Below are 20,036 nucleotides of genomic sequence, written 5' to 3' on the forward strand. Positions count from 1 at the left end.
GCTACCCCCGGGACCCAAACCCACCACCGGTCGACGTTTCGCAGGTCGCCCACCTGATTTAAACCCACTCGTCCCCGGGCCGTCGGGGTCCCTGCTTTCCATGGGACGACAGCTTCAATCGCCGCTCACACCGCCATCTTCCTGTGCCTGATCGGCGCGCCGACGGTTACGGCTTCCGCCGCGTCGATGATGGCGTTGGCGTCGAGGCCGTGGTGGCGGTAGAGGTCGCCGATGGTGCCGGTCTGGCCGAAATGCTCGACGCCGAGCGCCTCGACGCGGTTGCCGCGGACGCTGCCGAGCCAGCCCAGGGCCGCCGGATGGCCGTCGATCACGGTGACGATGCCGCAATCGCGCGACAACGGCGCCAGCAGGTTCTCGATGTGGCTGAGATACTGCACGCCGCGGCGCTCGCGGCGCAATTTCCGTGCGGCGGTCCACCCGGCGTGAAGACGATCGGCGGAGGTGATGGCAAGCAGACCGACATCGCGATGGCTCTCGCCGATGAAGCCGACGGCCTCGATCGACTCCGGCGCCACCGCGCCGGTATAGGCGATCACGATGTCGCAATTCGGCCCGGGCTTGCGCAGCCAGTAGGCGCCTTCGGTGATCTCGTGACCGAGCACAGCGCTCATCGGCCGCTGCGGTTGCTCGATGGTGCGGGTGGACAGGCGCAAGTAAACCGAACCGCCGCCTTCTTCCCCTTGGCCGCCTTCGCGCTGCATGTGGCCAAAACCCCAGCGCATGATCGCAGCGAGCTCGTCGACAAAGGCCGGCTCGAAGGAGGCAAGCCCATCCTGCGCCATGCCGATCAGCGGCGTTGCGATCGACTGATGCGCGCCGCCTTCCGGCGCGAGCGTAATGCCGGACGGCGTCGCCGCCACCATGAAGCGCGCATCCTGGTAACAGGCATAGTTCAGCGCATCGAGGCCGCGCTCGATGAAGGGATCGTAGAGCGTGCCGACCGGCAGCAGCCGCTCGCCGTTGATGGAATGCGACAGCCCGAGCGCGGACAGCATGATGAACAGGTTCATCTCGGCAATGCCGAGCTCGATGTGCTGCCCCTTGGGGGAGAATTCCCAGGTGAAGGCGGAAGGAATCTTCTCCTGCCTGAACAGGTCGTGGTTCTCGGCCTTGGCAAACAGCCCTCGCCGGTTCACCCATGCGCCGAGATTGGTCGAGACGGTGACGTCGGGCGAGGTCGTGACGATACGCGAGGCAAGCGCGCTGTCGCCGCGCGCGAGCTCGTTGAGGATCAGGCCAAAGCCCTGCTGCGTCGACATCTGCGCCGACGGCTTGAAGGCGAGCTCGTGCGGCACCTCGATCTCGGGCGCGGTCAAACGCCGGCGGCCTTCTGCGTTGAATGGCGCCGCCGCGAGGAACGCCTCCAGTTTCGCCGGATCCTGCGCCAGGCCCTCGAACTTGTCCCACTCATGGCCGGGCCGGATGCTCTGCGCGGCACGCCACTTCTCCATCTGCGCCACCGTCATCAGGCCGGCGTGGTTGTCCTTGTGGCCCTGCATCGGCAGGCCGACGCCCTTGATGGTGTAGGCGATGAAGCAGACCGGGCGGTCGTGATCGATGGCTTCGAAGGCCTCGATCATGCTGGCCATGTCGTGTCCGCCCAAATTGGACATCAGCGCCAGCAATTCCTCGTCGCTGCGGCGATCGATCAGTTGCGACACCGGCCCCTGGTCGCCGATGTCGTCCTGCAGGTGCTTGCGAAAAGCGGCGCCGCCCTGGAAGCACAGCGCGGCGTACATCTGGTTCGGGCAGTTGTCGATCCAGCGCCGCAACGCCTCGCCGCCGGGTTCGGCAAAGGCCTCGAGCATCAGCTTGCCGTATTTCACGATCACCACATCCCAGCCGAAATTGCGGAACATGGATTCGAACTTCGCCCACAGCCCTTCGCGCACGACCGCATCGAGGCTCTGGCGGTTGTAGTCGACCACCCACCAGGTGTTGCGCAGGCTCTGCTTCCAGCCTTCGAGCAGCGCCTCGAAGATGTTGCCCTCGTCCATCTCGGCGTCGCCGACCAGCGCGATCATGCGCCCTTCGGGACGGTCCTTCATCCAGCCGTGCGCCTTCACATAGTCCTGCACCAGCGAGGAGAACAGCGTCTGCGCGACGCCAAGGCCGACCGAACCGGTGGAGAAATCGACGTCGTCGGTGTCCTTGGTTCGCGAGGGATAGGACTGCGCGCCCTTGTAGCCGCGGAAATTCTCCAGCTTGTCGCGGGTCTGGTGGCCGAAAAGGTACTGGATGGCGTGGAACACGGGGCTGGCATGCGGCTTGACCGCGACGCGGTCCTGCGGGCGCAGCACCGAGAAATAGAGCGCCGACATGATGTTGGCGAGCGAGGCGGAGGATGCCTGATGGCCGCCGACCTTCAAGCCGTCGGCGTTGGGGCGGACATGGTTGGCATGGTGGATGGTCCACGACGACAGCCACAGCACCTTGCGGTTCAGCGCGGTCAGCATTTCCAGGCGTGCGGGATCGATTCCCATCTCAATTCCCTTGGCGGCGTTTCCTGCGATGGCGAATTGACCGATCTTAGTCCTGGCGGGCCGACCGAAAATCTCAATTCTTGGCGACATACCCGGCCAAATTGGGATAAATTCCCAAGATCGAACATCAGAACGTGAGTTCATCCCAATGACTTCCCTCGACGCCATCGACCGCAAGATCCTCGGGCATCTGCAGACCGACGGCCGGATGACGATGCAGGAGCTCGCCGACAAGGTCGGGCTGTCGGTGTCGCCCTGCCACCGCCGCGTGAAACTGCTGGAGGGGCGCGGCGTGATCTCGCGCTATGTCGCGACCGTCGACCAGAAGGCACTCGGCCTGCATGTCAGCGTCTTCATCTCGATCAAGCTGGCGCGGCAGAAGGAGGAGGATCTCAACCGTTTCGCCCGCGCCATCTCGAAGTGGGACGAGGTGCTGGAATGCTACCTGATGACGGGAAACCGCGATTATCTGCTGCGCGTCGTCGCTGCGGACCTGTCGTCCTACGAAGCCTTCCTGAAGAACAAGCTGACGCGACTCGACGGCATCGCCTCGATCGAGTCGAGCTTTGCGCTGAGTCAGGTGAAATATTCGATCGCGCTGCCGGTGTGACTCCGCACCGAATACTTTCATTCTTACCCTCATGATGAATGTCTCATTCTCCTCTTCTCTTCTTCGACGAGACCGCTGTCGGTTAAGGAAAGCGCCAAATGACGCGACCTAAGTCCAATTTGGTGAATCACGATATCCCAAAAATACAGCTGCATCAGCCGCTCCTGATAGGCAGCGAATCCAGCAAATTCACCTTTGTGCATCAAATCATGACGTTTTTGATTGATCTCACGAAAGCGCAGCTTCTCATCAATGAACGATTTGTCCTTCTGTCCATAAGCGGCAGCCAACTTAGAGCGAATTGCATCGCTCTTACCTCCGACAATGATTTCCAGAGCAATCCAATACGAAGAGAATCGAAAGGCCTCATCGACTTGGTCGAGGGCCATATCAAAGAAATTGCACGCTCTTTGCAAACGCTTCCGGTAGTCTGCTAGTTGTTTAGCCAGTCTCTCAGAGAGTTCCTTGGCCAATCGCAGATCAACGAACTTAAAATTGTCGGAGAACAACGGCATTCTGAAGGCCTCGCCTGAGAGCGAAACAACTCCTTTCTCATCGAAATCAAAATTTGAGATCCATTTGTAAAAGGGCAACTTTCCAAAGCTCAAGGAGATGAAAGACCTCAAGAAGTTTATCGATTCAAATGCAAGCTCGTAGGAGGTTTCGCCATTCTTGGTCCGGTTTGCGGGAGCGATGATCGCAAGGTAGTTAAGATCAGGCAGTTCCAATTTATCTATGCGCCCAACCATCTTCAGGTTCTTTTCTTCGTCGACTCCCACAACTTGGGTCAATTGATTACTAATTAGGGGACCCAGCTTGCCGAAAATGAGCGTTGCAGGGTGGGCATTCGGAAATTGCTCTTTGTTGAACGAATTCGCCCTAATAAAGTCCACAAAGCGCTGGGGCTCGGGCGGAATAAAACTGTAAAGCTTCCCATGAAAGTATCGGAAGCTTGGATCTCGCGTTGCGAAATCTGCCGCGAGATCACGCAGACTAAATTGCTTGAATTGGTCCATCAGTCTTGCCTTTGGAATCTGTATGAGACCGTGATTCTATCCGAAGACCGGCAATTGCGCCCATTCTCCTCGGAGTCGTCGCTGCCAATTTGCCTACGAATGATACGCGGCATCGCCTCGATCGAGTCGAGATTTGCGCTCAGTCAGGTGAAATACTCGATCACGCTTCCGGTGTGACGGGAGGGCCGTAAGGATGGGTAGAGCGCAAGCGAAACCCATCATTCCCGTTGTGGAGACGCGATGGGTTTCGCTTCCGCTCTACCCATCCTACGCGTTGTCTCTTACGCGCTGTCTTCCGCCTCGTAGGAGCCGCCGCGGCTGCCAGTGCCGCGCCCGCCGCGAAGCACCCGCTTTCTGCGGGGCTGCTCCATCTCGGCCTCGCGCAGCGCAGCGCGAACTTGCCGGGCGGATTTCATGGCACGGCGGATGATTTGATCGTGCGAGTCCTCATCAAAGAACAGCACGACCTCGCAGGTCGGACATTGACGCGAATAGCCGTTCTGAAGACGGCGAGCGCGTTCGCGGAACACGCTCCGGCAGCGCCGGCACCGGACCTGAACGGAATCGTCGAACATCCTGCAATCCCAAAATCCGGCCGGCGACGGAATGCCGGCCCTCAGTTCGGCCAGCAAAGCAGCACTGTTTGAATCAATGCCGAATGCGGAGCCCGCTGCAATCGGCTTTCGGCCGTTTTGGCCGTTCAGGTTAACAATGCCTTGACGCGGTGCCGCATGGGCGAGGCCGGATTTCCGGCAGGAGCCGATCGCCTTCTCGTAACACGCGATCCGCCCGCTCAGACAAAGGCGAGGGCAAGCACGAGCACGGCCGCCACAATGAGGCCGATGCCGAGAAGGATCGAGAACGAAGCGACTTTTTCCTGCGACATCCTGCGACGGTAGCAAATCCCGGCGCGGCGCAATGTGCGCTGGAGCACATCTCGGCCGAGCCTGGCCAATACGAGATAATCGCGGCGCTACAGGAACGGCTTGCCGCCCGTGACCGCGATGGTGGTGCCTGACGTGTAGCTCGACAGCGGATCGGCGAGCATGACATGGGCGGTGGCGAGCTCGGCCGGTTGCCCTGGCCGCTTCATCGGCGTCTGCTCGCCGAAACTCTTGATCGCATCGTCCGGCATGGTCGAGGGTATCGGGGGAGTCCAGACCGGACCTGGCGCCACGGCATTGACCCGGATGCCCTTGCCGGCCAGCGCCGGCGCCAGCCATGCCTGCTTCCAGCAACGCCGTGCGGCAGGCATGGTTGCGTTGCGCGGTCCGGCAGACTCGGCCGCCGACCCGATCTGTAAAGGCCGTCCGCCTCAGGCGGTCACGATTTCCGGCGCCTCGACTGTTGCCTGCGCCGCCGGCTGCGGCTTCGGCGCTGCCGGTTTCGGCTCGGCCGGCAGTTGCACGATGCGTGCCCGCTGGCCGACGATCAGCTCGTTCAGCTTCACGACGGTGCCGTCGGGAAATTCCAGCGCGTCATGGTGCGTGGTCGGGTTGTCGACGTCGACATGGCGGAATCGCGCCACGCGGTCGCCCGTCTTCCTGCGGAAAAGCACGCCTTCCCTGAAGGCCTCTTCCTCGAACGCGATTTCCGTACCCGGGCGCAGGCAGATCGCGACGTCGGGCGCCGCGGGCGAGGCAAACCCGCGGGATGAAGTTCCGTAGAATCCGCTCACGACCAAAGTCTCACCGGCTTTGGCTGCCCGCGATGCCACGGCGTGCAAGCTGTAATCACACATGGTGGGCCACTCCTAGATCCTGCCCCCTGTGGAAACGCCATGTCAGAGCGACCGTTCCAAACGCGAGCCACATCAGCTGCATGGCGGATGACGATCGAGTGACATCGTCCGGAGTCTGCGCCTTCCAGCGAGGCACACGACGGCCTTCATCGCACGGTCTGACCGAGGGCCCTTATCGCCAGTTTTGAGATCTGGAGGGGGTCCCGCACGCCGGTCTGCCCGATCTCGATGACCTTCCGCGCGACGATTTCCGTGATCGGATCGCTGCGGCTGGTGAGCTCCAGCGATTTCAGCGTTGTTTCATACGCCGTCACGAGCCGGCCGATGTCCTCGGGGGACAGAGGAATGTTCTGCAATAACAATAAACGGTGAATGGTCATCGCGGTGCGTCAAGGACTTCAGGTCGGCTTCTGAAGTCCGCTGCTGTTGACCCATTTTTCGATGTTCTCGGCAATGCGATCATAGCTCGGGCGCCGTGGCGGCGGCTCCCAGGATTTGCGCGGTGGTTCGACCCTGTCGTTCCGGTCCGTCATGACGAGCGCCTCCACTCGCCCTGTTGCCCGTCATGTTAACGCAATCGATTAATATGTAAAATATTGATTTTATTGCACTATTTTACTCAATCGGCGTTGGGCATATAATCGCTGGAACCGAAACAAACTTAGCAAGTTGAGTAAGCTACTCAATCTCGATCGCGGGGGATTTGAATGAGCGAGGTGCGCGGGGAAAGGCTTCAGGTGATGCTCTCGCCCGAAGAGCTCGCAGCCGTTGACGATTTCCGTTTCAGGCACCGCATGCCGACGCGGGCCGCCGCCGTGCGCGAACTGTTGAAGCATGGCCTGGCGGCCATCGGCATCGATGCCGGGGCCGGCGTGAAGTCGAGCGATTACGGTGTGTTCAAGCGCGGACCCGACGGCCATCGCGAGGGCGGCCATCGCGAGGGCGGCCATCGTGAGGACGGCCATCGCGAGGCGAAGCCGGAAACGGATTAGCCGGTCACGCGGTGTCGAGCCCGGTTCGGGTTAGCATCCTTGACCGATCAACAGCCTTTGCAGATGCCCCTGAGCTTTCGCTCGACGTCGCGGTTCTCGTCATCAATCTTTTTGTCTTCCGCCGTGGGGCCGCCTGCCGAGCCGATTGTGGCGCCCCGTCCGGAGGATTGCGCCGTTCCCAGCGAGTTGGTGCCGGGCGGGCCGGGCATCGTGGCGCTCGGCGAACCCGTCGGTGAGGTCGTGGTGCCCGGAGGCGTTGCGGTGCCGCCGGCGGTTCCGGTGGTCGCACCGGCCGCGCCGCCGCTTTGCGCCGACGCCTGAAGGGGAAGCAGCAGCACGCTGGCGACCATGAGCGAACATGACATGCGCATGCGAAAACTCCCTTTTGGGAGTCAACGCGACTGCCGATACGCCGTTCCGGGTAATACCGGTTAGAGAATCCTCCGCTTCGCCAGGTTACGCATCAACTCGCCGATGCCGAATGTCCACGGCTCGCACTCGTCGCTGCTGCGCATGCGGTTGACGAGCTGCCCGAGCTGGGGCGCCGATATCGTGACGATGTCGTCGCGCTTGTGCGTGAACCCCTGCCCCGGCGCATCGCGGTCCTTGACCGGCGCGAACATGGTGCCGAGGAACAACGCAAAGCCGTCGGGATATTGATGAACGCTGCCGATGGTCTGCGCCACGAGGTCGGTGGGATCGCGGCTGATCTTGCCGATCGAGGAATGGCCGTCGAGCACGAAGCCGTCGGCGCCCTTCACGGTGAGGCCGACATCCATCCTCCTGACGTCGTCGAGGGAGAACGTCCGGTCGAACAGGCGCAGCAGCGGTCCGATGGCGCAGGAGGCGTTGTTGTCCTTGGCCTTCGAGAGCAGCAGCGCCGAGCGGCCCTCGAAATCGCGCAGGTTGACGTCGTTGCCGAGCGCGGCGCCGACGATCCTGCCGCGGCTCGACACCACCATCACCACTTCCGGCTCCGGATTGTTCCAGGTCGATTTCGGATGCAGGCCCGCGTCCATGCCGGTGCCGACGGAAGAAAGCACCGGCGCCTTGGTGAAGACTTCCGCGTCGGGACCGATGCCGACCTCGAGGTACTGGCTCCAGGCGTTCTGATCGACCAGCACCTGCTTCAGCTTCATCGCCTCCGCCGAGCCGGGCTTCAGTTTGGAAAGATCGTCGCCGACGAGGCGCACCACCTCCTTGCGGATCGCTTCGGCCGAAGCCGGATTGCCGCGGGCGCGCTCCTCGATCACGCGCTCCAGCATGGAGATCGCGAAGGTGACGCCGGCGGCCTTCAGCACCTGAAGGTCGACCGGCGCCAGCAGCCATGGCTTGGTGCGGTCGCGGCGGTCGGGCGGGGTGTTGGCGAGGATGGAATCGAGATCGCCGATCCGCGCGCCTTTCGCTGAAGCGAGCGCGACGGCCGGCTCGTCCTGCTCGCACAGCGCGCTGACGGTCGAAAAACTCGGCGTGACGTCGAATACGCCGTCGCCGCGCACCGCGACGACCGCAGGCCCCGCGGCCTCCGGCAGCCAGACGCGGCCGACCAGCGTGCCCGATGTACCGTCCTGTGGCAGAACGTCTCTTGCCGTGAGCGCGATCATGTGTTCTCCCCTTGTTATTGTTGTCAGCCGGCGATCACCGCCACGGCTCGACGATGATCTTGGTGTGGGCTTCGGGATTGGCGAGGTCGGCGAAAGCCCGGGCCACGCCATCGATGCCGACGCTGCCGGTGACCAGCGAAGCCGCATCGACCGAGCCTTCGGCGATCAGGCGCAGCGAATAGGCGAATTCCTCCGGCGTGTAGCCCAGCACGTACTGGACGTTGAGCTCCTTCAGGATGCCGAGCATCGGCTCGGAGCGGTCGCTCTCCATGCAAACGCCGACCACGACGATCCTGGCATCGCGCGGCGCGCCCTCGAACACCTGCTGCAACAGGCCCGGCACGCCGACGCATTCGAAGATCAGCGCGGGCTTCAGCGCCGGCAGCATCGCCTGCAGCGGGGGACGCGCCGCCTTCTGCTCCGGCGACATCTGGGCGTGCTCGGCCCATGTCGCATAGGGCTGGCTGCGCGCGGGATCGACGACGATGTCGGCGCCCATCTTCTCCGCGAGCTTGCGGCGCATCGGCGAATAATCGGCGGCGACGATCGGATGCAGACCCCTGAGCTTCAGCGCCGCGATCACCGCTAGCCCGACCGGGCCGCAGCCGATCACCAGCGGCACCTCGCCGCCTGCAATGTTGGCCTTCGCCACCGCATGAACGCCGACGGCGAGCGGCTCGGTCAGCGCCGCATGCTGCGCCGGCAGTCCGTTCGGCACTTCCAGCAGCAGCGGTTCGCTGAGCAGCATGCGCTCCGCGTAACCGCCGACATTGTCGTTGGAATAGCCGATGCCCTCGATTCCCGTGGGCGTCAGCAGCGCCGGAAGCGAGCACACCCTGGCTCCGGGCTTCAGCTTGCGCTCCGTGCCCGGACCGTAATCCAGCACCTCGCAGCAGAATTCGTGGCCGAACACGATGTCACGCGACAGATCCATCGGCTTGCGGTGGGGAATGTGCCTGGCCAGCTCGACCATGCGGTGAGCATGCTGGCGCGCATGCAGGTCAGAGCCGCAGATGCCGCAGGCGAGCGTCTTGACCAGCACCTGGCCGCTCGCAGGCTTCGGGTCCGGCCAGCGGTCGGCCACGATCTGGCCGTTGCGGAAAACGGCAGCGCGCATCTGGACTTGTCCTCCCATTTGCCAGTTCCTTTGTCACAGCCGGTGGAGGAAGGGAAGAACGAAAGCAGGACGCCATGCCCGCCGGCTTTCGCATCGATAGACCAAAGCTATGGCGGTTTTCGAACCATTCGCGAACGCTTCCGCTAGACTGCCCATGCGCATTTCGATTTCCGAAGGGGCAGACTTCATGGAGATGCACCAGATCCGCTACTTCCTCGCGGTCAGCCGCACCCTGAATTTCACCCGGGCCGCCGAGGAGTGCAACGTCGCCCAGCCGTCACTGACCCGCGCCATCAAGCAGCTCGAGGCCGAACTCGGCGGCGACCTGTTTCGCCGCGAGCGCCCGGCAGCGCAGCTCACCGAACTCGGCCAGCGCATGCATCCGCTCCTGAAGCAATGCTATGACGCCGCGGTCGGCGCCCGCTCGCTCGCGACTTCCTTCAAGGGCGGCAAGATCGGCACCTTGCGGATCGCCATTGCCGACGCGGTGGACATCACACTGCTGATTCCGCATCTCAACCAGCTGAAGCGGATGTTCAGCACGCTGGAATTCAAGCTGCTGCGCGGCAACGGCAGGGAAATCGGCGAATATCTGAAGAACGGCGAGGCCGAGCTCGGCATTGCCGTCGAAATCGACCGCGATTGGGACCGCCTCAACAGCTGGCCGCTGTTCACCGAAGGCTTTCAGCTCGTCGTCAACCGCTGCCACCCGCTTGCGGACAAGGGCCAGGTCGAACTCGAGGAGCTGAAGCAGCAACAGTTGCTGTCGCGCAGCTACTGCGAATGTGCCGGGCAACTCAGTGCCGCACTGCGCGCCGGCGACGTCGATTTAGGCGGCAGCCATGACGTATCTAGCGAGCGCGACCTGATCGAGCTGCTGGAGGCCGACATCGGCATAGCGATCATGCCGCGCAGCGCCTCCACGCCGCAGACCCTGCAGCGCGCCGAGATCGAAGGCCTCGATGTCAAACGCACCGTGCAGCTCTACGGCGTCGCCGGACGCGAGCGGACGGCAGTGGCGTCCGCCGTGATGAAGATGCTGCGCAGCGCGGACTGGCAGGTCTTCACGCAGCGGCCGGCCGCGCCGCCGAAGGACGCGAATCCCCCTCTATCCATCATCGCCGCCTGACCCCGGAAAAACGACAATGGCCGAGAAGACTATCGCCGAACTCCTGCAAGAGACGACCGAAGACAGCCGCACGATGGATGCGCCGCTCAGCGTACGGCTGCAGGCGGTCGCGGATGCCGTGCGCCGGCTGCGGCCGGAGTTCACCGCCGTCGTGGACCGGATGGTGGCGCGGCTGGAAGCCCATCAGGTCGGCCAGAGCGCGCCGGAGATCGGCGAGCCGATGCCGGATTTCATCCTGCCCGACCAGGACGCCAGGCTGGTCCGCCTCGGCGAACTGCTCGAACGCGGGCCGGTGGTCATGTCGTTCAACCGCGGGCACTGGTGCCCCTACTGCAAGCTCAACGCCGACGGGCTTGCCGAGATCGCGCCCGAGGTCCGGCGACTCGGCGGCGAGATCGTCGCGATCTCGCCGGAGACGCATCAGTATGGCTCGACCCTGCGCGACTATGCCGGCGCGCCGTTTCCGATGCTGACCGATCTCGACAACGGCTATGCCCTCTCGCTCAACCTCGCGTTCTGGGTCGGCGACGAGAAGCGCGAGGCCATGAAAGACAGCGGCTTCGACATCGAGCCCTACAACGGCAACGACACCTGGATGCTACCGGTGCCCGCGACCTTCGTGGTCGGCCGCGATGGCCTCGTCAAGGCACGCTACATCGATCCGGATTACCGGCGGCGGATGGAGCTGGACGCGATCGTGGCGGCGGTCGCGGCAGAAACCGGCGGCGAGCGCCGGCTACGCTCGGCTTGATCCACGCTCACTAGGAACGGCGCAGCGCCGACGGCCCGACCGGGCCGCCGCCGACGACCGAGGGGAGCCTCGTCGCCGTCGGCAGGGGATTTCGGGCGACGGAAATTCTGCCCGTTACAATTCCGGATGACTTGCAGGAGGGCGCGAAAAACGCGAAGCTTGTTCGATATTCATGACCAATAGGCAAGGGGCCGGCGATGCTCCGTCGCATCCTCATACTGGCAGTCATGATTTTTGCGATCGCGGGCGGCGCGCGTCCCGGTTTGGCCGACAAGCGCATTGCGCTCGTGATTGGCAACTCGGCCTATCAAAATGTAGCCCGGCTCGATAATCCGAAGAACGACGCCACCTTGATGGCAACGACGTTGCGCAGTCTGGGCTTCGCCCTGATCGGTGACGGACCGCAGCTCGATCTCGACAAGGCCAACCTCGACCTTGCCGTGCAGAAGTTCGGTTCGTCGCTGCAGGGTGCTGACGTCGGCATGTTCTATTATGCCGGCCACGGCGTTCAGGTACGCGGGTCGAACTTTCTGGTCCCGGTCGGCGCCAATCCGACCCGCGAGGCGGACGTCGACTTCCAGATGGTCGATGTTAATCTGGTGCTGCGGCAAATGGAAGGCGCCGGCACCAAGCTGAACATGGTCGTGCTCGATGCCTGCCGCAACAATCCGTTCAGCGGGCGCGGGTTGCGCGCGGCCGACGGCGGCCTGGCGCAGATGCGCGCGCCCGAGGGCACGCTGATTTCCTTCGCGACCCAGCCAGGCAATGTTGCGCAGGACGGCGAAGGCAACAGCCCCTATACCAGGGCGCTTGCAGCGACGATCCGCAAGAGCGGGCTAGATATCTTCCAGACCTTCAACGAGGTAGGACTTGCGGTGAAGCGCGCGACCGGCGGCTCGCAGCAACCGTGGGTCTCGAGCTCACCGATCGACGGGAGTTTCTACTTCGTGCCGCCGCAACCCGCGGCAGCGACGCCGCCGGCGCCGGCGCCGGCGGCAACCGACAATGCAGCCCAAGCCTGGGCCGCAACCCGCGACAGCAACAGCATCGCCGTCCTGGATACGTTCATCCGGCAATATGGCGACACCCTCTACGGGCCTTTTGCTCGCGCACGCCGCGAAGAACTCAGCAAGAGCCAGGTGGCGCTGGCAACACCGAAGACACCACCGGCAAAGCCGGCCGCGCCGCGGCTGACGCGCGGCGACGTGATCAAGCTGTTCGAGCCGTTCAACGAGGCGCTCACCAAGGTGCGCAAGAGCTATATCGACAAGCGTGACGACAGGGAATTGATGGCTGCCGCCAATGCCGCGCTGCGGAGGGCCTTCCCTCCCCTGCAACAGGTTGCAAGCGCGGGACAGCCCGAACGGCGCTCCGGCGGCGCCAGCGATACGGTATACGACACGGCGATGGCTATCATGAACGAACAGCCGTCCGGCAGTGAAGATCGCCGCATCGTTGCCACTGCCATCAACGGCGCGCTGGCCTCGCTCGACCCGCATTCCAGCTACATGAACGCGAGCGAGTACCGCGACATGCAGGTGCAGGCACGCGGCTCGTTCGGCGGCGTCGGCCTCGAAGTGTCCCTGGAAAGTGGCCTGCTGAAGGTCGTTTCGCCAATCGAAGGCACCCCGGCCGACAAGGCCGGCATCCTGGCAGGCGACGTCATCGTCAACATCGACGATGAATCGGCCCAGGGACTCAGCCTCAGTCAGGCGGTCTCGAAGATGCGCGGCCCGGTGGGCAGCAAGGTGCGACTGAAGGTGATCCGTCCCAGGCAGGACAAGCCGATCGATTTCACGATCGTGCGCGACACCATTCGCGTGCGCGCGGTCCGGTGGCGCGTCGAGGACAACGACGTCGGCTATGTCAGGATCACGACTTTCAACGCGCAAACCAACGACGGCTTCAAGCAGGCGATCGCCGAAATCAGCAAGCAGGTCGCCAACGACAATATGAAGGGCTACGTCATCGACTTGCGCAACAACCCGGGTGGATTGCTGAACGAAGTGGTGTCGCTGACGGACGGGCTCCTGGAGCGCGGCGAAATCGTCTCGACGCGCGGGCGCAATCCGGAAGACACGCAACGGTTCAACGCAAAGCCGGGCGATCTGTCCAGGGGCAAGCGCATCATCGTCCTGATCAACGGCGGTACCGCGTCCGGATCGGAAATCCTGGCCGGCGCGCTGCAGGACAACAAGCGCGGCACGGTGGTCGGCACGCGCTCATTCGGCAAAGGATCGACCCAGACGATCTTCCCGCTCGGCGGCGACAATGGCGCCCTGCGGCTGACGACCCACCGTTTCTTCACCCCGTCCGGAACCTCGATCCAGGCCAGGGGCATTACCCCGGATGTCGAGGTTCTGCAGGACGAGCCAGACGACGTGAAGAAAAAGGGCGCGCCAGGGGGCGAAGCCACGCTGAACCGGCATCTGCCCGGCCAGGGCATCGAGCAGGTCGCGTCGCAATCCTACGTTCCACCGGATCCAAAGAACGACAAGGCGCTCCGCACCGCGGTGTCGCTGCTGCGCAGTCCACCGGCAAAGCCGTCGCGCCGATAGCCGGCGTGACGTGCGCGGCCTTGCGGCATGCGCTTACCAGGAACGGCGCAGCACGCCCTTGCCGGCGTAGGAGCGATTGACGTCGGAGAACTGGCCTTCGAAGGTGGCAGCAGCAGACCAGCCGTTGATCCACCTTACGTCGGCGGAGGCGGTGGTCAGGGCGGAGTTCTGCGGCTGCGCCGCGCCATAGACGACGAACGACGTGCCCGGCAGCGTCTGGAACGCCGGCCCGGCTGTGGCCAAAGGGATACACACCATCAGGCGTTGGGCGACCGTTCAGCCGGTACCAGCAGCTGCGAATGCCGTACCCGCTCGCGATGGGCGGTGTAGAGACCGCTCGCCACGATGAAGCCGGCGCCGACCACGGTCCAGGCGTCGGGAATCTCGCCGAAGACGAAGAAGCCGAGGGCGCTGACCCAGAGCAGCTGGGTGTAGGAGAACGGCGCCAGCACCGAGGCGTCGGCATAGCGGAAGGCGAGCACGACGATCCACTGCCCCGCGGTGGAGGCGATGCCGATGAAGATGCCGAAGGCGACCGCCTGCCAAGTAGGCGTGACCCATACGAACGGCACCAGCGCCGACAGGATCAGGAGGCCGGCAATCGACGAATAGGTCATTGTGGTTATGGCGCGCTCGGTGCCGCTCAGCATGCGCGTCATGATCAGCGTGCACGCCCAGCACAGCGCCGAAACCAGCGGAAAGAAGGCGGCGACATCGAATGCCGATGTGCCGGGCCGCAGGATGATGAGGACGCCGAGCAGGCCGACGCCCGTCGCAAGCCAGCGGCGCAGGCCGACGACCTCGTTCAGGAAGACGATCGACAATGCGGTGACGAATAGCGGCGCGACAAAGCCGGTGGCCGAGGCTTCCGCGATCGGCAGGAAACCCAGCCCGGTAATGAAGAACAGCGACGAGCCGAGCACGGTGGCGCCGCGCATGAACTGCAGCCCGCGACGGTTGGTCTTCAGAGCGTAGAGTGGCGAGCCCGGAATCATCGCCGGCGTCATGATCAGGAAGAAGACCAGGAACCTGATCCAGGTGATCTCGATCGAAGGCAGCGACGAGGAAAGATACTTTGCGGTGACGTCCGACAGGCCGAGGAAGATGGTTGAGGCGAGGATCAGCGCGATGCCCTTGAACGGCCGGTCGGCGCGCGCCGGCGCCTTCGGCATGGCAGGCGTGCGTTCGGGCAAGGTTACGGGAGCGCTGTCGAGCCTTGCGGCTGCGGCGGGGGACGGATTCACGGCGGGCTCTGGCGGTGGAAAAACGAATCTAGTGCGCCCTAGAAAACGCCAGACGGCGCCGATCCACAAGGCGCGATAGCGGGAAGCCGATATGCGCTGTGCGGGACGGGCGGCAAAAGTAACGTTTTGTTAACAGTATGACACCGCGATGATCGCGATCATGCTCACAACATCGGCAGCCCGTGCGGCTTTGGCCCGCGCCGGAACGCTTTGTCGATGGCGGAAATTTCGCCGGCGCTGAGCGTCAGGTTTCCAGCGCCCGCATTCTCGGCGGCGTGGTCCGCGGACGACGCCTTGGGAATCGGAAACACGCCCGGCGCTCGCGCAAGGAAGCTCAGCGTAACCTGCCGCGGCGTTGCCTTGTGGCCGTCTGCAATCGACTGCAGCAATTCGCCACCCGCGCTCCGCGGCGACGGAAACTCGTCGTGACCGAAGGGCGAATAGGCGACGACGGCAACGCCGTACTTCTCGCACCAGGGAATCACGGCATGCTCGATGGCCCGCTCCTGCAGGTGATAGAGCACCTGGTTGCAGGCGATCCTGCCTTTGCCCGAGACCGCGAGCAGTTCGTCGAGATCGTGGTTGTCAAAATTGCTGACGCCCCACGACCGGATCTTTCCCGCCGCGACCAGCTCCTCGAACGCGGCGACGGTGTCCTCCAGCGGATAGGAACCGCGCCAGTGCAGCAGATAGCAATCGAGATAATCGGTCTTCAGCCGCTGCAGCGAACGCTCGCAGGCCGTGATGGTGCCGCGGTGCGAGGCGTTGCTGGGCAGCACCTTCGAGACCAGGAACACGCCGTCGCGCCTTCCCGAAATGGCATCGGCGATGACGAGCTCGGCATCGCCGTACATCTCGGCGGTGTCGATATGGGTCATGCCGGCGTCGATGCCGCGCTGAAGCGCCGCGATCGCGCGCCTGCGATCACCGCGGTCGAGATACCAGGTGCCCTGCCCGATCACGGGAACTTGCGGGCCGCCTGTGCCGAAGGGTTGTTGTCGCACGATCGTCCTCGTCCGCTGTCCGAAGTGCGGCGGACCATAAACGAACGACGTGCGAATGTCCCCCCACTCGTCGTCACCCGCGAATGCGGGTGATCCAGTATCCAGAGACGCCTGAAATTGAATCGAAAGGTCCCGGCGTACTGGATCGCCCGGTCGAGCCGGGCGATGACAGTCTTTGGCAATCACGTAGGATGACAATGGCCGCGGCGTATGGGTCCCGGCTCAACGCCGGGACGACGGCTTTGTGTGACGCGCGAGCACGGATCTAATAATTGGTCGCAGTCAGCTCGTTCGGTATACCGTCGATCGGGCATTCGTCGGTGCCCGCCGTCGAGCGGGTCATGGCCTCGACCATCTCGCGCGTGCCCTCGGGATCGGCGATCCACTTCGAATAGAAGTCGTAGGGACAGGCCGCAAGGCCGCGCGCGCTTTCGCCGGAATTGATCATTCCGGTGTAACCGCGATGCAAGAGCTTGTAGAGATGGTTCTGCGACTGGTTGTTGCGCCGCGCATCGCGGATCAGGTGTTTCGACAGCGCCGCGTACTGGATGCCATATTCCTCCTCGCCGGTTTCGCCGAGGGTCCGGCCGTCGAAGCCGATGATGGCGGAGTGACCGAAGTACGAATAGACGCCGTCGAAGCCTGCGGCATTGGCGACCGCGACATAGACATTGTTGGCCCAGGCCATCGCCTTTGAAATCATGACCTGCTGCTCCTTGGCCGGATACATGTAGCCCTGGCAGCGCACGATCAGCTCGGCGCCCTTCATGGCGCAGTCGCGCCAGATCTCCGGATAATTACCGTCGTCGCAGATGATCAGGCTGACCTTCAGGCCCTTCGGTCCGTCGGAGACGTAGGTGCAATTGCCGGGATACCAGCCTTCGATCGGCACCCACGGCATGATCTTGCGGTACTTCTGCACGATCTCGCCCCTGTCGTTCATCAGGATCAGCGTGTTGTAGGGCGCCTTGTTCGGATGCTCCTCGTGGCGTTCGCCGGTGAGCGAGAACACGCCCCAGACTTTCGCCTTGCGGCACGCCTCGGCGAAGATCTCGGTCTCGGCACCCGGCACCGTCGAGGCGGTCTCGTACATCTCCTTGGAGTCGTACATGATGCCGTGAGTGGAATATTCCGGGAAGATCACGAGGTCCATGCCGGGCAGGCCGACCTTCATGCCCACGATCATGTCGGCGATCTTGCGGGCGTTGGCCAACACCTCCGCCCTGCTATGCAGGCGCGGCATCTTGTAATTGACGACGGCAACGCCGACGGCATCGTGGCTCGAGGAAATGTCACCGTGAAGCATTGCGATCGTCTCCTGTTGTTTCCTGGTTGCCTCAGTGGCTGATCATCCACGGCCGCGCAGTCGGAAAGCCCTTGGCGCCGCCTTTGGTCTTCGTCATCAGGCGCGCCGGCTTGTTGCCGGAGCAGCAGCCGCAGCCGGGGCCGTGCGAAGCCTTGTACTCGGCCGAAGTCCGTGGAGCGTGACGGCTTCGCTCGTTGGTGGCGTGCGCCTTGCGCCGCTCCGACGGCATGCAGAAGAAGTTCGGCGCGGTGAGGATGACGCGCGGCGAGGACATCTCGCATTGCGGACAGTCATGCGGCAGGTCGCATTCCGCCATCGGCCGGATGTCGGTGAACGGGCCGCAATCGTTGCAGAGATATTCGTAGACAGGCATGTCGTTTCCTTGCGCGGTGTGAGTTGAAAGGCGGGTGCGGGGCGGCAAGACGGCGCCGTCCCGCACCCCGTCGCGCAGGGATCACTTGTCCGGCGAGAGCGGCATCTGGACGTCGCCCTTGATGTGCTTGATGGGTCCTGCCGCCGACGGCATGACGTCGAAATCGAAGATCTCGGTCGGCAGCCACAGGGTGGCGCAGGCGTTGGGCACGTCGACGACGCCCGAGATGTGGCCCTGGCACGGCGCGGTGCCGAGGATCGAATAGGCCTGCGCACCGGAATAGCCAAACTTCTTCAGGTATTCGATCGCGTTGAGGCACGCCTGACGATAGGCGATGTGGACGTCGAGGTAGTGCTGCTTGCCCTCCTCGTCGACCGAGATGCCCTCGAAGATCAGGTAGTCCTTGTAGTTCGGCGTGATCGGCGACGGCTTGAACACGGGATTCTTGATGCCGTATTTGGCAACGCCGTCCTTGATGATGTCGACCTTGAGATGCAGCCAGCCGGCCATCTCGATGGCGCCGCAAAAGGTGATCTCGCCATCGCCCTGGCTGAAGTGGAGATCGCCCATCGAGAGGCCGCCGCCGGGCACGTAGACCGGGAAGTAGATCTTCGAGCCGCGCGACAGGTCCTTGATGTCGCAATTGCCGCCATGCTCGCGCGGCGGCACGGTGCGCGCACCTTCCGCCCCGATTTTTGCCTTGGCGTCACCTTTGGCGCGACCGGCATGTGCGGTCGGCGCGAACGGCGGATTGGCGAGACCCGGCACCCGTGTCGGATTGGTCGCGATCAGCGCGGTCTCGCGCTCGTTCCATTTTGCCAGCAGTTTTGGATCGGGCAGGCAGCCAATCAGACCGGGATGGATCAGGCCGGCGAAACTGACGCCCGGCACGTGGCGCGAGGATGTGTAGAGGCCCTGGATGTCCCAGATCGATTTCTGCGCCAGCGGAAAGTGATCGGTGAGGAAGCCGCCGCCGTTCTTCTTGGAGAAGAAGCCGTTGAAGCCCCACAGGCTCTCCTTCAACGGCCCGACGTCGAGAAGATCGACCACCAGGAGGTCGCCGGGCTCGGCGCCCTTGACGCCGACCGGGCCGGACAGGAAGTGCACGATCGACAGATCGATGTCGCGCACGTCGTCGGCAGAATCGTTGTTCTTGATGAAGCCGCCGGTCCAGTCATAGGTCTCGATGATGAAATCGTCGCCCGGCTTGACCCAGGCCACCATCGGGATGTCCGGATGCCAGCGGTTGTGCACCATGTCGTTTTCATAGGCCGACTTGCCGAGATCGACCTTGATGATCGTCTCCGGCGCGGATCTGTAGACCGGCTTCATGGTATCGGCCCTGAGCAGTGACTCTTGCATGGCAAGCTCCCGTGGTTGCAACGTAAAGAACTAGACGGACAGGTATTTCGAGATCTGCGCGGCGTCGACGCCCTCGCGCGGATCGTCGCGGACGATTTCGCCGTTCTCGATGACGAGCACGCGGTCGGCGACATCGAGCGCAAAGCTCAGCACCTGCTCGGACACCACGATCGACAGCCCGCGCTGGTCGCGGATGCGCTTCAGGGTCCGCGCCATCTCCTTGATGATGGAGGGCTGGATGCCTTCGGTCGGCTCGTCCAGCAGCAGCACCTTCGGTTTGGTGGCGAGCGCCCGCGCAATGGCAAGCTGCTGCTGCTGGCCGCCGGAGAGATTGCCGCCCCGCCGGTTCTTCATTTCCAGCAACACGGGGAAGAGCTCGTAGATGCTCCCGGGCACTTCGGACTCGCCTGCCACCACGAGCCCGGTCTCGATGTTCTCCTTCACCGTCATGGTGGAGAAGATCATGCGGCCCTGCGGCACGTAGGCCAGCCCCTTGGCGACGCGCTCAAAACTCTTGAGCGGCGAAAGCTCGGTGCCGTCCATGGTCATCGAGCCGCTCTTCGCCGGCAGGATACCCATCAGCGACTTCATCAGCGTGGTCTTGCCCATGCCGTTGCGGCCCATGATCGCGACGATCTCGTTCGGCGCGACGGAGACGTTGAGACCGTGCAGCACCTCGCTCTGGCCGTAGGCGACGTGAAGGTTGGAAATCGACAGCATCGCCC

At 63.5% G+C, this 20,036-nt stretch carries 23 protein-coding genes and 2 pseudogenes; 7 read left to right on the plus strand and 18 right to left on the minus strand.

Annotated elements, in window-relative coordinates; all coding sequences use genetic code 11:
- Window positions 1-125 precede the first annotated feature (125 nt).
- On the minus strand, window positions 126-2,504 hold the full coding sequence (locus tag ACT4OC_RS14105; protein ID WP_444839610.1) for a transketolase: 2,379 nt from the start codon (window positions 2,502-2,504) through the stop codon (window positions 126-128).
- Window positions 2,505-2,652: 148 nt separating this feature from the next.
- Here ACT4OC_RS14105 and ACT4OC_RS14110 point away from each other — a divergent pair, with 148 nt between their 5' ends.
- The gene (locus ACT4OC_RS14110) at window positions 2,653-3,114 is read left to right on the plus strand and encodes an Lrp/AsnC family transcriptional regulator (protein WP_444839611.1); all 462 of its coding nucleotides are present in this window, start codon (window positions 2,653-2,655) and stop codon (window positions 3,112-3,114) included.
- A gap of 29 nt (window positions 3,115-3,143) precedes the next feature.
- Here ACT4OC_RS14110 and ACT4OC_RS14115 read toward each other — a convergent pair whose 3' ends face one another.
- Window positions 3,144-4,130 carry a hypothetical protein gene (locus ACT4OC_RS14115; RefSeq protein WP_444839612.1) on the minus strand — a complete coding sequence of 329 codons (987 nt, stop codon included), beginning with the start codon at window positions 4,128-4,130 and terminating at the stop codon, window positions 3,144-3,146.
- A 102-nt stretch (window positions 4,131-4,232) separates the two neighbouring features.
- Here ACT4OC_RS14115 and ACT4OC_RS14120 point away from each other — a divergent pair.
- Window positions 4,233-4,307: pseudogene (locus ACT4OC_RS14120) on the plus strand (AsnC family transcriptional regulator); the annotation flags it as partial.
- 104 nt (window positions 4,308-4,411) lie between these two features.
- Here the strand turns inward: ACT4OC_RS14120 and ACT4OC_RS14125 are convergent.
- The 6 genes from ACT4OC_RS14125 to ACT4OC_RS14150 all read right to left on the minus strand — a co-directional run bounded on the left by ACT4OC_RS14125 (window position 4,412) and on the right by ACT4OC_RS14150 (window position 6,404).
- Window positions 4,412-4,705: a hypothetical protein gene (locus ACT4OC_RS14125; protein ID WP_444839613.1), complete on the minus strand. Its 294-nt coding sequence runs from the start codon at window positions 4,703-4,705 to the stop codon at window positions 4,412-4,414.
- Window positions 4,706-4,923: 218 nt separating this feature from the next.
- On the minus strand, window positions 4,924-5,085 hold the full coding sequence (locus tag ACT4OC_RS14130) for a hypothetical protein (protein ID WP_444839614.1): 162 nt from the start codon (window positions 5,083-5,085) through the stop codon (window positions 4,924-4,926).
- Between the two features lie 18 nt (window positions 5,086-5,103).
- Window positions 5,104-5,427 (minus strand): SDR family oxidoreductase, encoded by a 324-nt coding sequence (locus ACT4OC_RS14135; protein ID WP_444839764.1) that lies wholly within the window; start codon window positions 5,425-5,427, stop codon window positions 5,104-5,106.
- Window positions 5,428-5,445: 18 nt separating this feature from the next.
- Window positions 5,446-5,808, minus strand: a complete 363-nt coding sequence (locus tag ACT4OC_RS14140) for a hypothetical protein (RefSeq protein ID WP_444839615.1) — start codon at window positions 5,806-5,808, stop codon at window positions 5,446-5,448.
- 209 nt (window positions 5,809-6,017) lie between these two features.
- Complete coding sequence (locus ACT4OC_RS14145) at window positions 6,018-6,251, minus strand: hypothetical protein (RefSeq protein ID WP_444839616.1); 234 nt, start codon at window positions 6,249-6,251, stop codon at window positions 6,018-6,020.
- Window positions 6,252-6,269: 18 nt separating this feature from the next.
- Window positions 6,270-6,404 (minus strand): hypothetical protein, encoded by a 135-nt coding sequence (locus ACT4OC_RS14150; protein WP_444839617.1) that lies wholly within the window; start codon window positions 6,402-6,404, stop codon window positions 6,270-6,272.
- 174 nt (window positions 6,405-6,578) lie between these two features.
- Between ACT4OC_RS14150 and ACT4OC_RS14155 the strand changes: the two genes are divergently transcribed.
- A complete protein-coding gene (locus ACT4OC_RS14155; protein WP_444839618.1) occupies window positions 6,579-6,863 on the plus strand; it encodes a hypothetical protein in 285 nt (94 codons plus the stop codon).
- A gap of 47 nt (window positions 6,864-6,910) precedes the next feature.
- Here ACT4OC_RS14155 and ACT4OC_RS14160 read toward each other — a convergent pair whose 3' ends face one another.
- The 3 genes from ACT4OC_RS14160 to ACT4OC_RS14170 are packed head-to-tail and all read right to left on the minus strand — an operon-like array spanning window position 6,911 to window position 9,584.
- Entirely contained in the window at window positions 6,911-7,234 is a 324-nt protein-coding gene (locus tag ACT4OC_RS14160; protein ID WP_444839619.1) for a hypothetical protein, read from the minus strand.
- Window positions 7,235-7,294: 60 nt separating this feature from the next.
- Window positions 7,295-8,467: a fumarylacetoacetate hydrolase family protein gene (locus tag ACT4OC_RS14165; RefSeq protein WP_444839620.1), complete on the minus strand. Its 1,173-nt coding sequence runs from the start codon at window positions 8,465-8,467 to the stop codon at window positions 7,295-7,297.
- 34 nt (window positions 8,468-8,501) lie between these two features.
- A complete protein-coding gene (locus ACT4OC_RS14170; RefSeq protein ID WP_444839621.1) occupies window positions 8,502-9,584 on the minus strand; it encodes a zinc-binding dehydrogenase in 1,083 nt (360 codons plus the stop codon).
- Window positions 9,585-9,771: 187 nt separating this feature from the next.
- Here ACT4OC_RS14170 and ACT4OC_RS14175 point away from each other — a divergent pair, with 187 nt between their 5' ends.
- The 4 genes and pseudogenes from ACT4OC_RS14175 to ACT4OC_RS14190 all read left to right on the plus strand — a co-directional run bounded on the left by ACT4OC_RS14175 (window position 9,772) and on the right by ACT4OC_RS14190 (window position 14,022).
- A complete protein-coding gene (locus ACT4OC_RS14175; RefSeq protein WP_444839765.1) occupies window positions 9,772-10,713 on the plus strand; it encodes a LysR family transcriptional regulator in 942 nt (313 codons plus the stop codon).
- Window positions 10,714-10,729: 16 nt separating this feature from the next.
- Window positions 10,730-11,464 carry a peroxiredoxin-like family protein gene (locus ACT4OC_RS14180; RefSeq protein WP_444839622.1) on the plus strand — a complete coding sequence of 245 codons (735 nt, stop codon included), beginning with the start codon at window positions 10,730-10,732 and terminating at the stop codon, window positions 11,462-11,464.
- A 227-nt stretch (window positions 11,465-11,691) separates the two neighbouring features.
- Window positions 11,692-12,393, plus strand: a pseudogene (locus tag ACT4OC_RS14185) (caspase family protein); the annotation flags it as partial.
- A 360-nt stretch (window positions 12,394-12,753) separates the two neighbouring features.
- On the plus strand, window positions 12,754-14,022 hold the full coding sequence (locus ACT4OC_RS14190) for a S41 family peptidase (protein ID WP_444839766.1): 1,269 nt from the start codon (window positions 12,754-12,756) through the stop codon (window positions 14,020-14,022).
- Window positions 14,023-14,055: 33 nt separating this feature from the next.
- On the opposite strand, the gene ACT4OC_RS14195 is transcribed toward ACT4OC_RS14190, so the two are convergent.
- The 7 genes from ACT4OC_RS14195 to urtE form a co-directional block, all read right to left on the minus strand.
- The gene (locus ACT4OC_RS14195; protein ID WP_444839623.1) at window positions 14,056-14,265 is read right to left on the minus strand and encodes a hypothetical protein; all 210 of its coding nucleotides are present in this window, start codon (window positions 14,263-14,265) and stop codon (window positions 14,056-14,058) included.
- A gap of 14 nt (window positions 14,266-14,279) precedes the next feature.
- The gene (locus tag ACT4OC_RS14200; protein WP_444839624.1) at window positions 14,280-15,266 is read right to left on the minus strand and encodes a DMT family transporter; all 987 of its coding nucleotides are present in this window, start codon (window positions 15,264-15,266) and stop codon (window positions 14,280-14,282) included.
- 164 nt (window positions 15,267-15,430) lie between these two features.
- A complete protein-coding gene (locus ACT4OC_RS14205) occupies window positions 15,431-16,270 on the minus strand; it encodes an aldo/keto reductase (protein ID WP_444839625.1) in 840 nt (279 codons plus the stop codon).
- Window positions 16,271-16,535: 265 nt separating this feature from the next.
- On the minus strand, window positions 16,536-17,576 hold the full coding sequence (locus ACT4OC_RS14210; protein ID WP_444839626.1) for an aliphatic amidase: 1,041 nt from the start codon (window positions 17,574-17,576) through the stop codon (window positions 16,536-16,538).
- Window positions 17,577-17,607: 31 nt separating this feature from the next.
- Window positions 17,608-17,949: an FmdB family zinc ribbon protein gene (locus ACT4OC_RS14215; RefSeq protein WP_444839627.1), complete on the minus strand. Its 342-nt coding sequence runs from the start codon at window positions 17,947-17,949 to the stop codon at window positions 17,608-17,610.
- 81 nt (window positions 17,950-18,030) lie between these two features.
- On the minus strand, window positions 18,031-19,281 hold the full coding sequence (gene fmdA / locus ACT4OC_RS14220) for a formamidase (RefSeq protein ID WP_444839767.1): 1,251 nt from the start codon (window positions 19,279-19,281) through the stop codon (window positions 18,031-18,033).
- 60 nt (window positions 19,282-19,341) lie between these two features.
- Window positions 19,342-20,031 carry an urea ABC transporter ATP-binding subunit UrtE gene (gene urtE / locus ACT4OC_RS14225; protein ID WP_444839628.1) on the minus strand — a complete coding sequence of 230 codons (690 nt, stop codon included), beginning with the start codon at window positions 20,029-20,031 and terminating at the stop codon, window positions 19,342-19,344.
- Window positions 20,032-20,036 lie beyond the last annotated feature (5 nt).

This window comes from Bradyrhizobium sp. (genome assembly GCF_052389815.1).
Classification (GTDB): Bacteria; Pseudomonadota; Alphaproteobacteria; order Rhizobiales; family Xanthobacteraceae; genus Bradyrhizobium.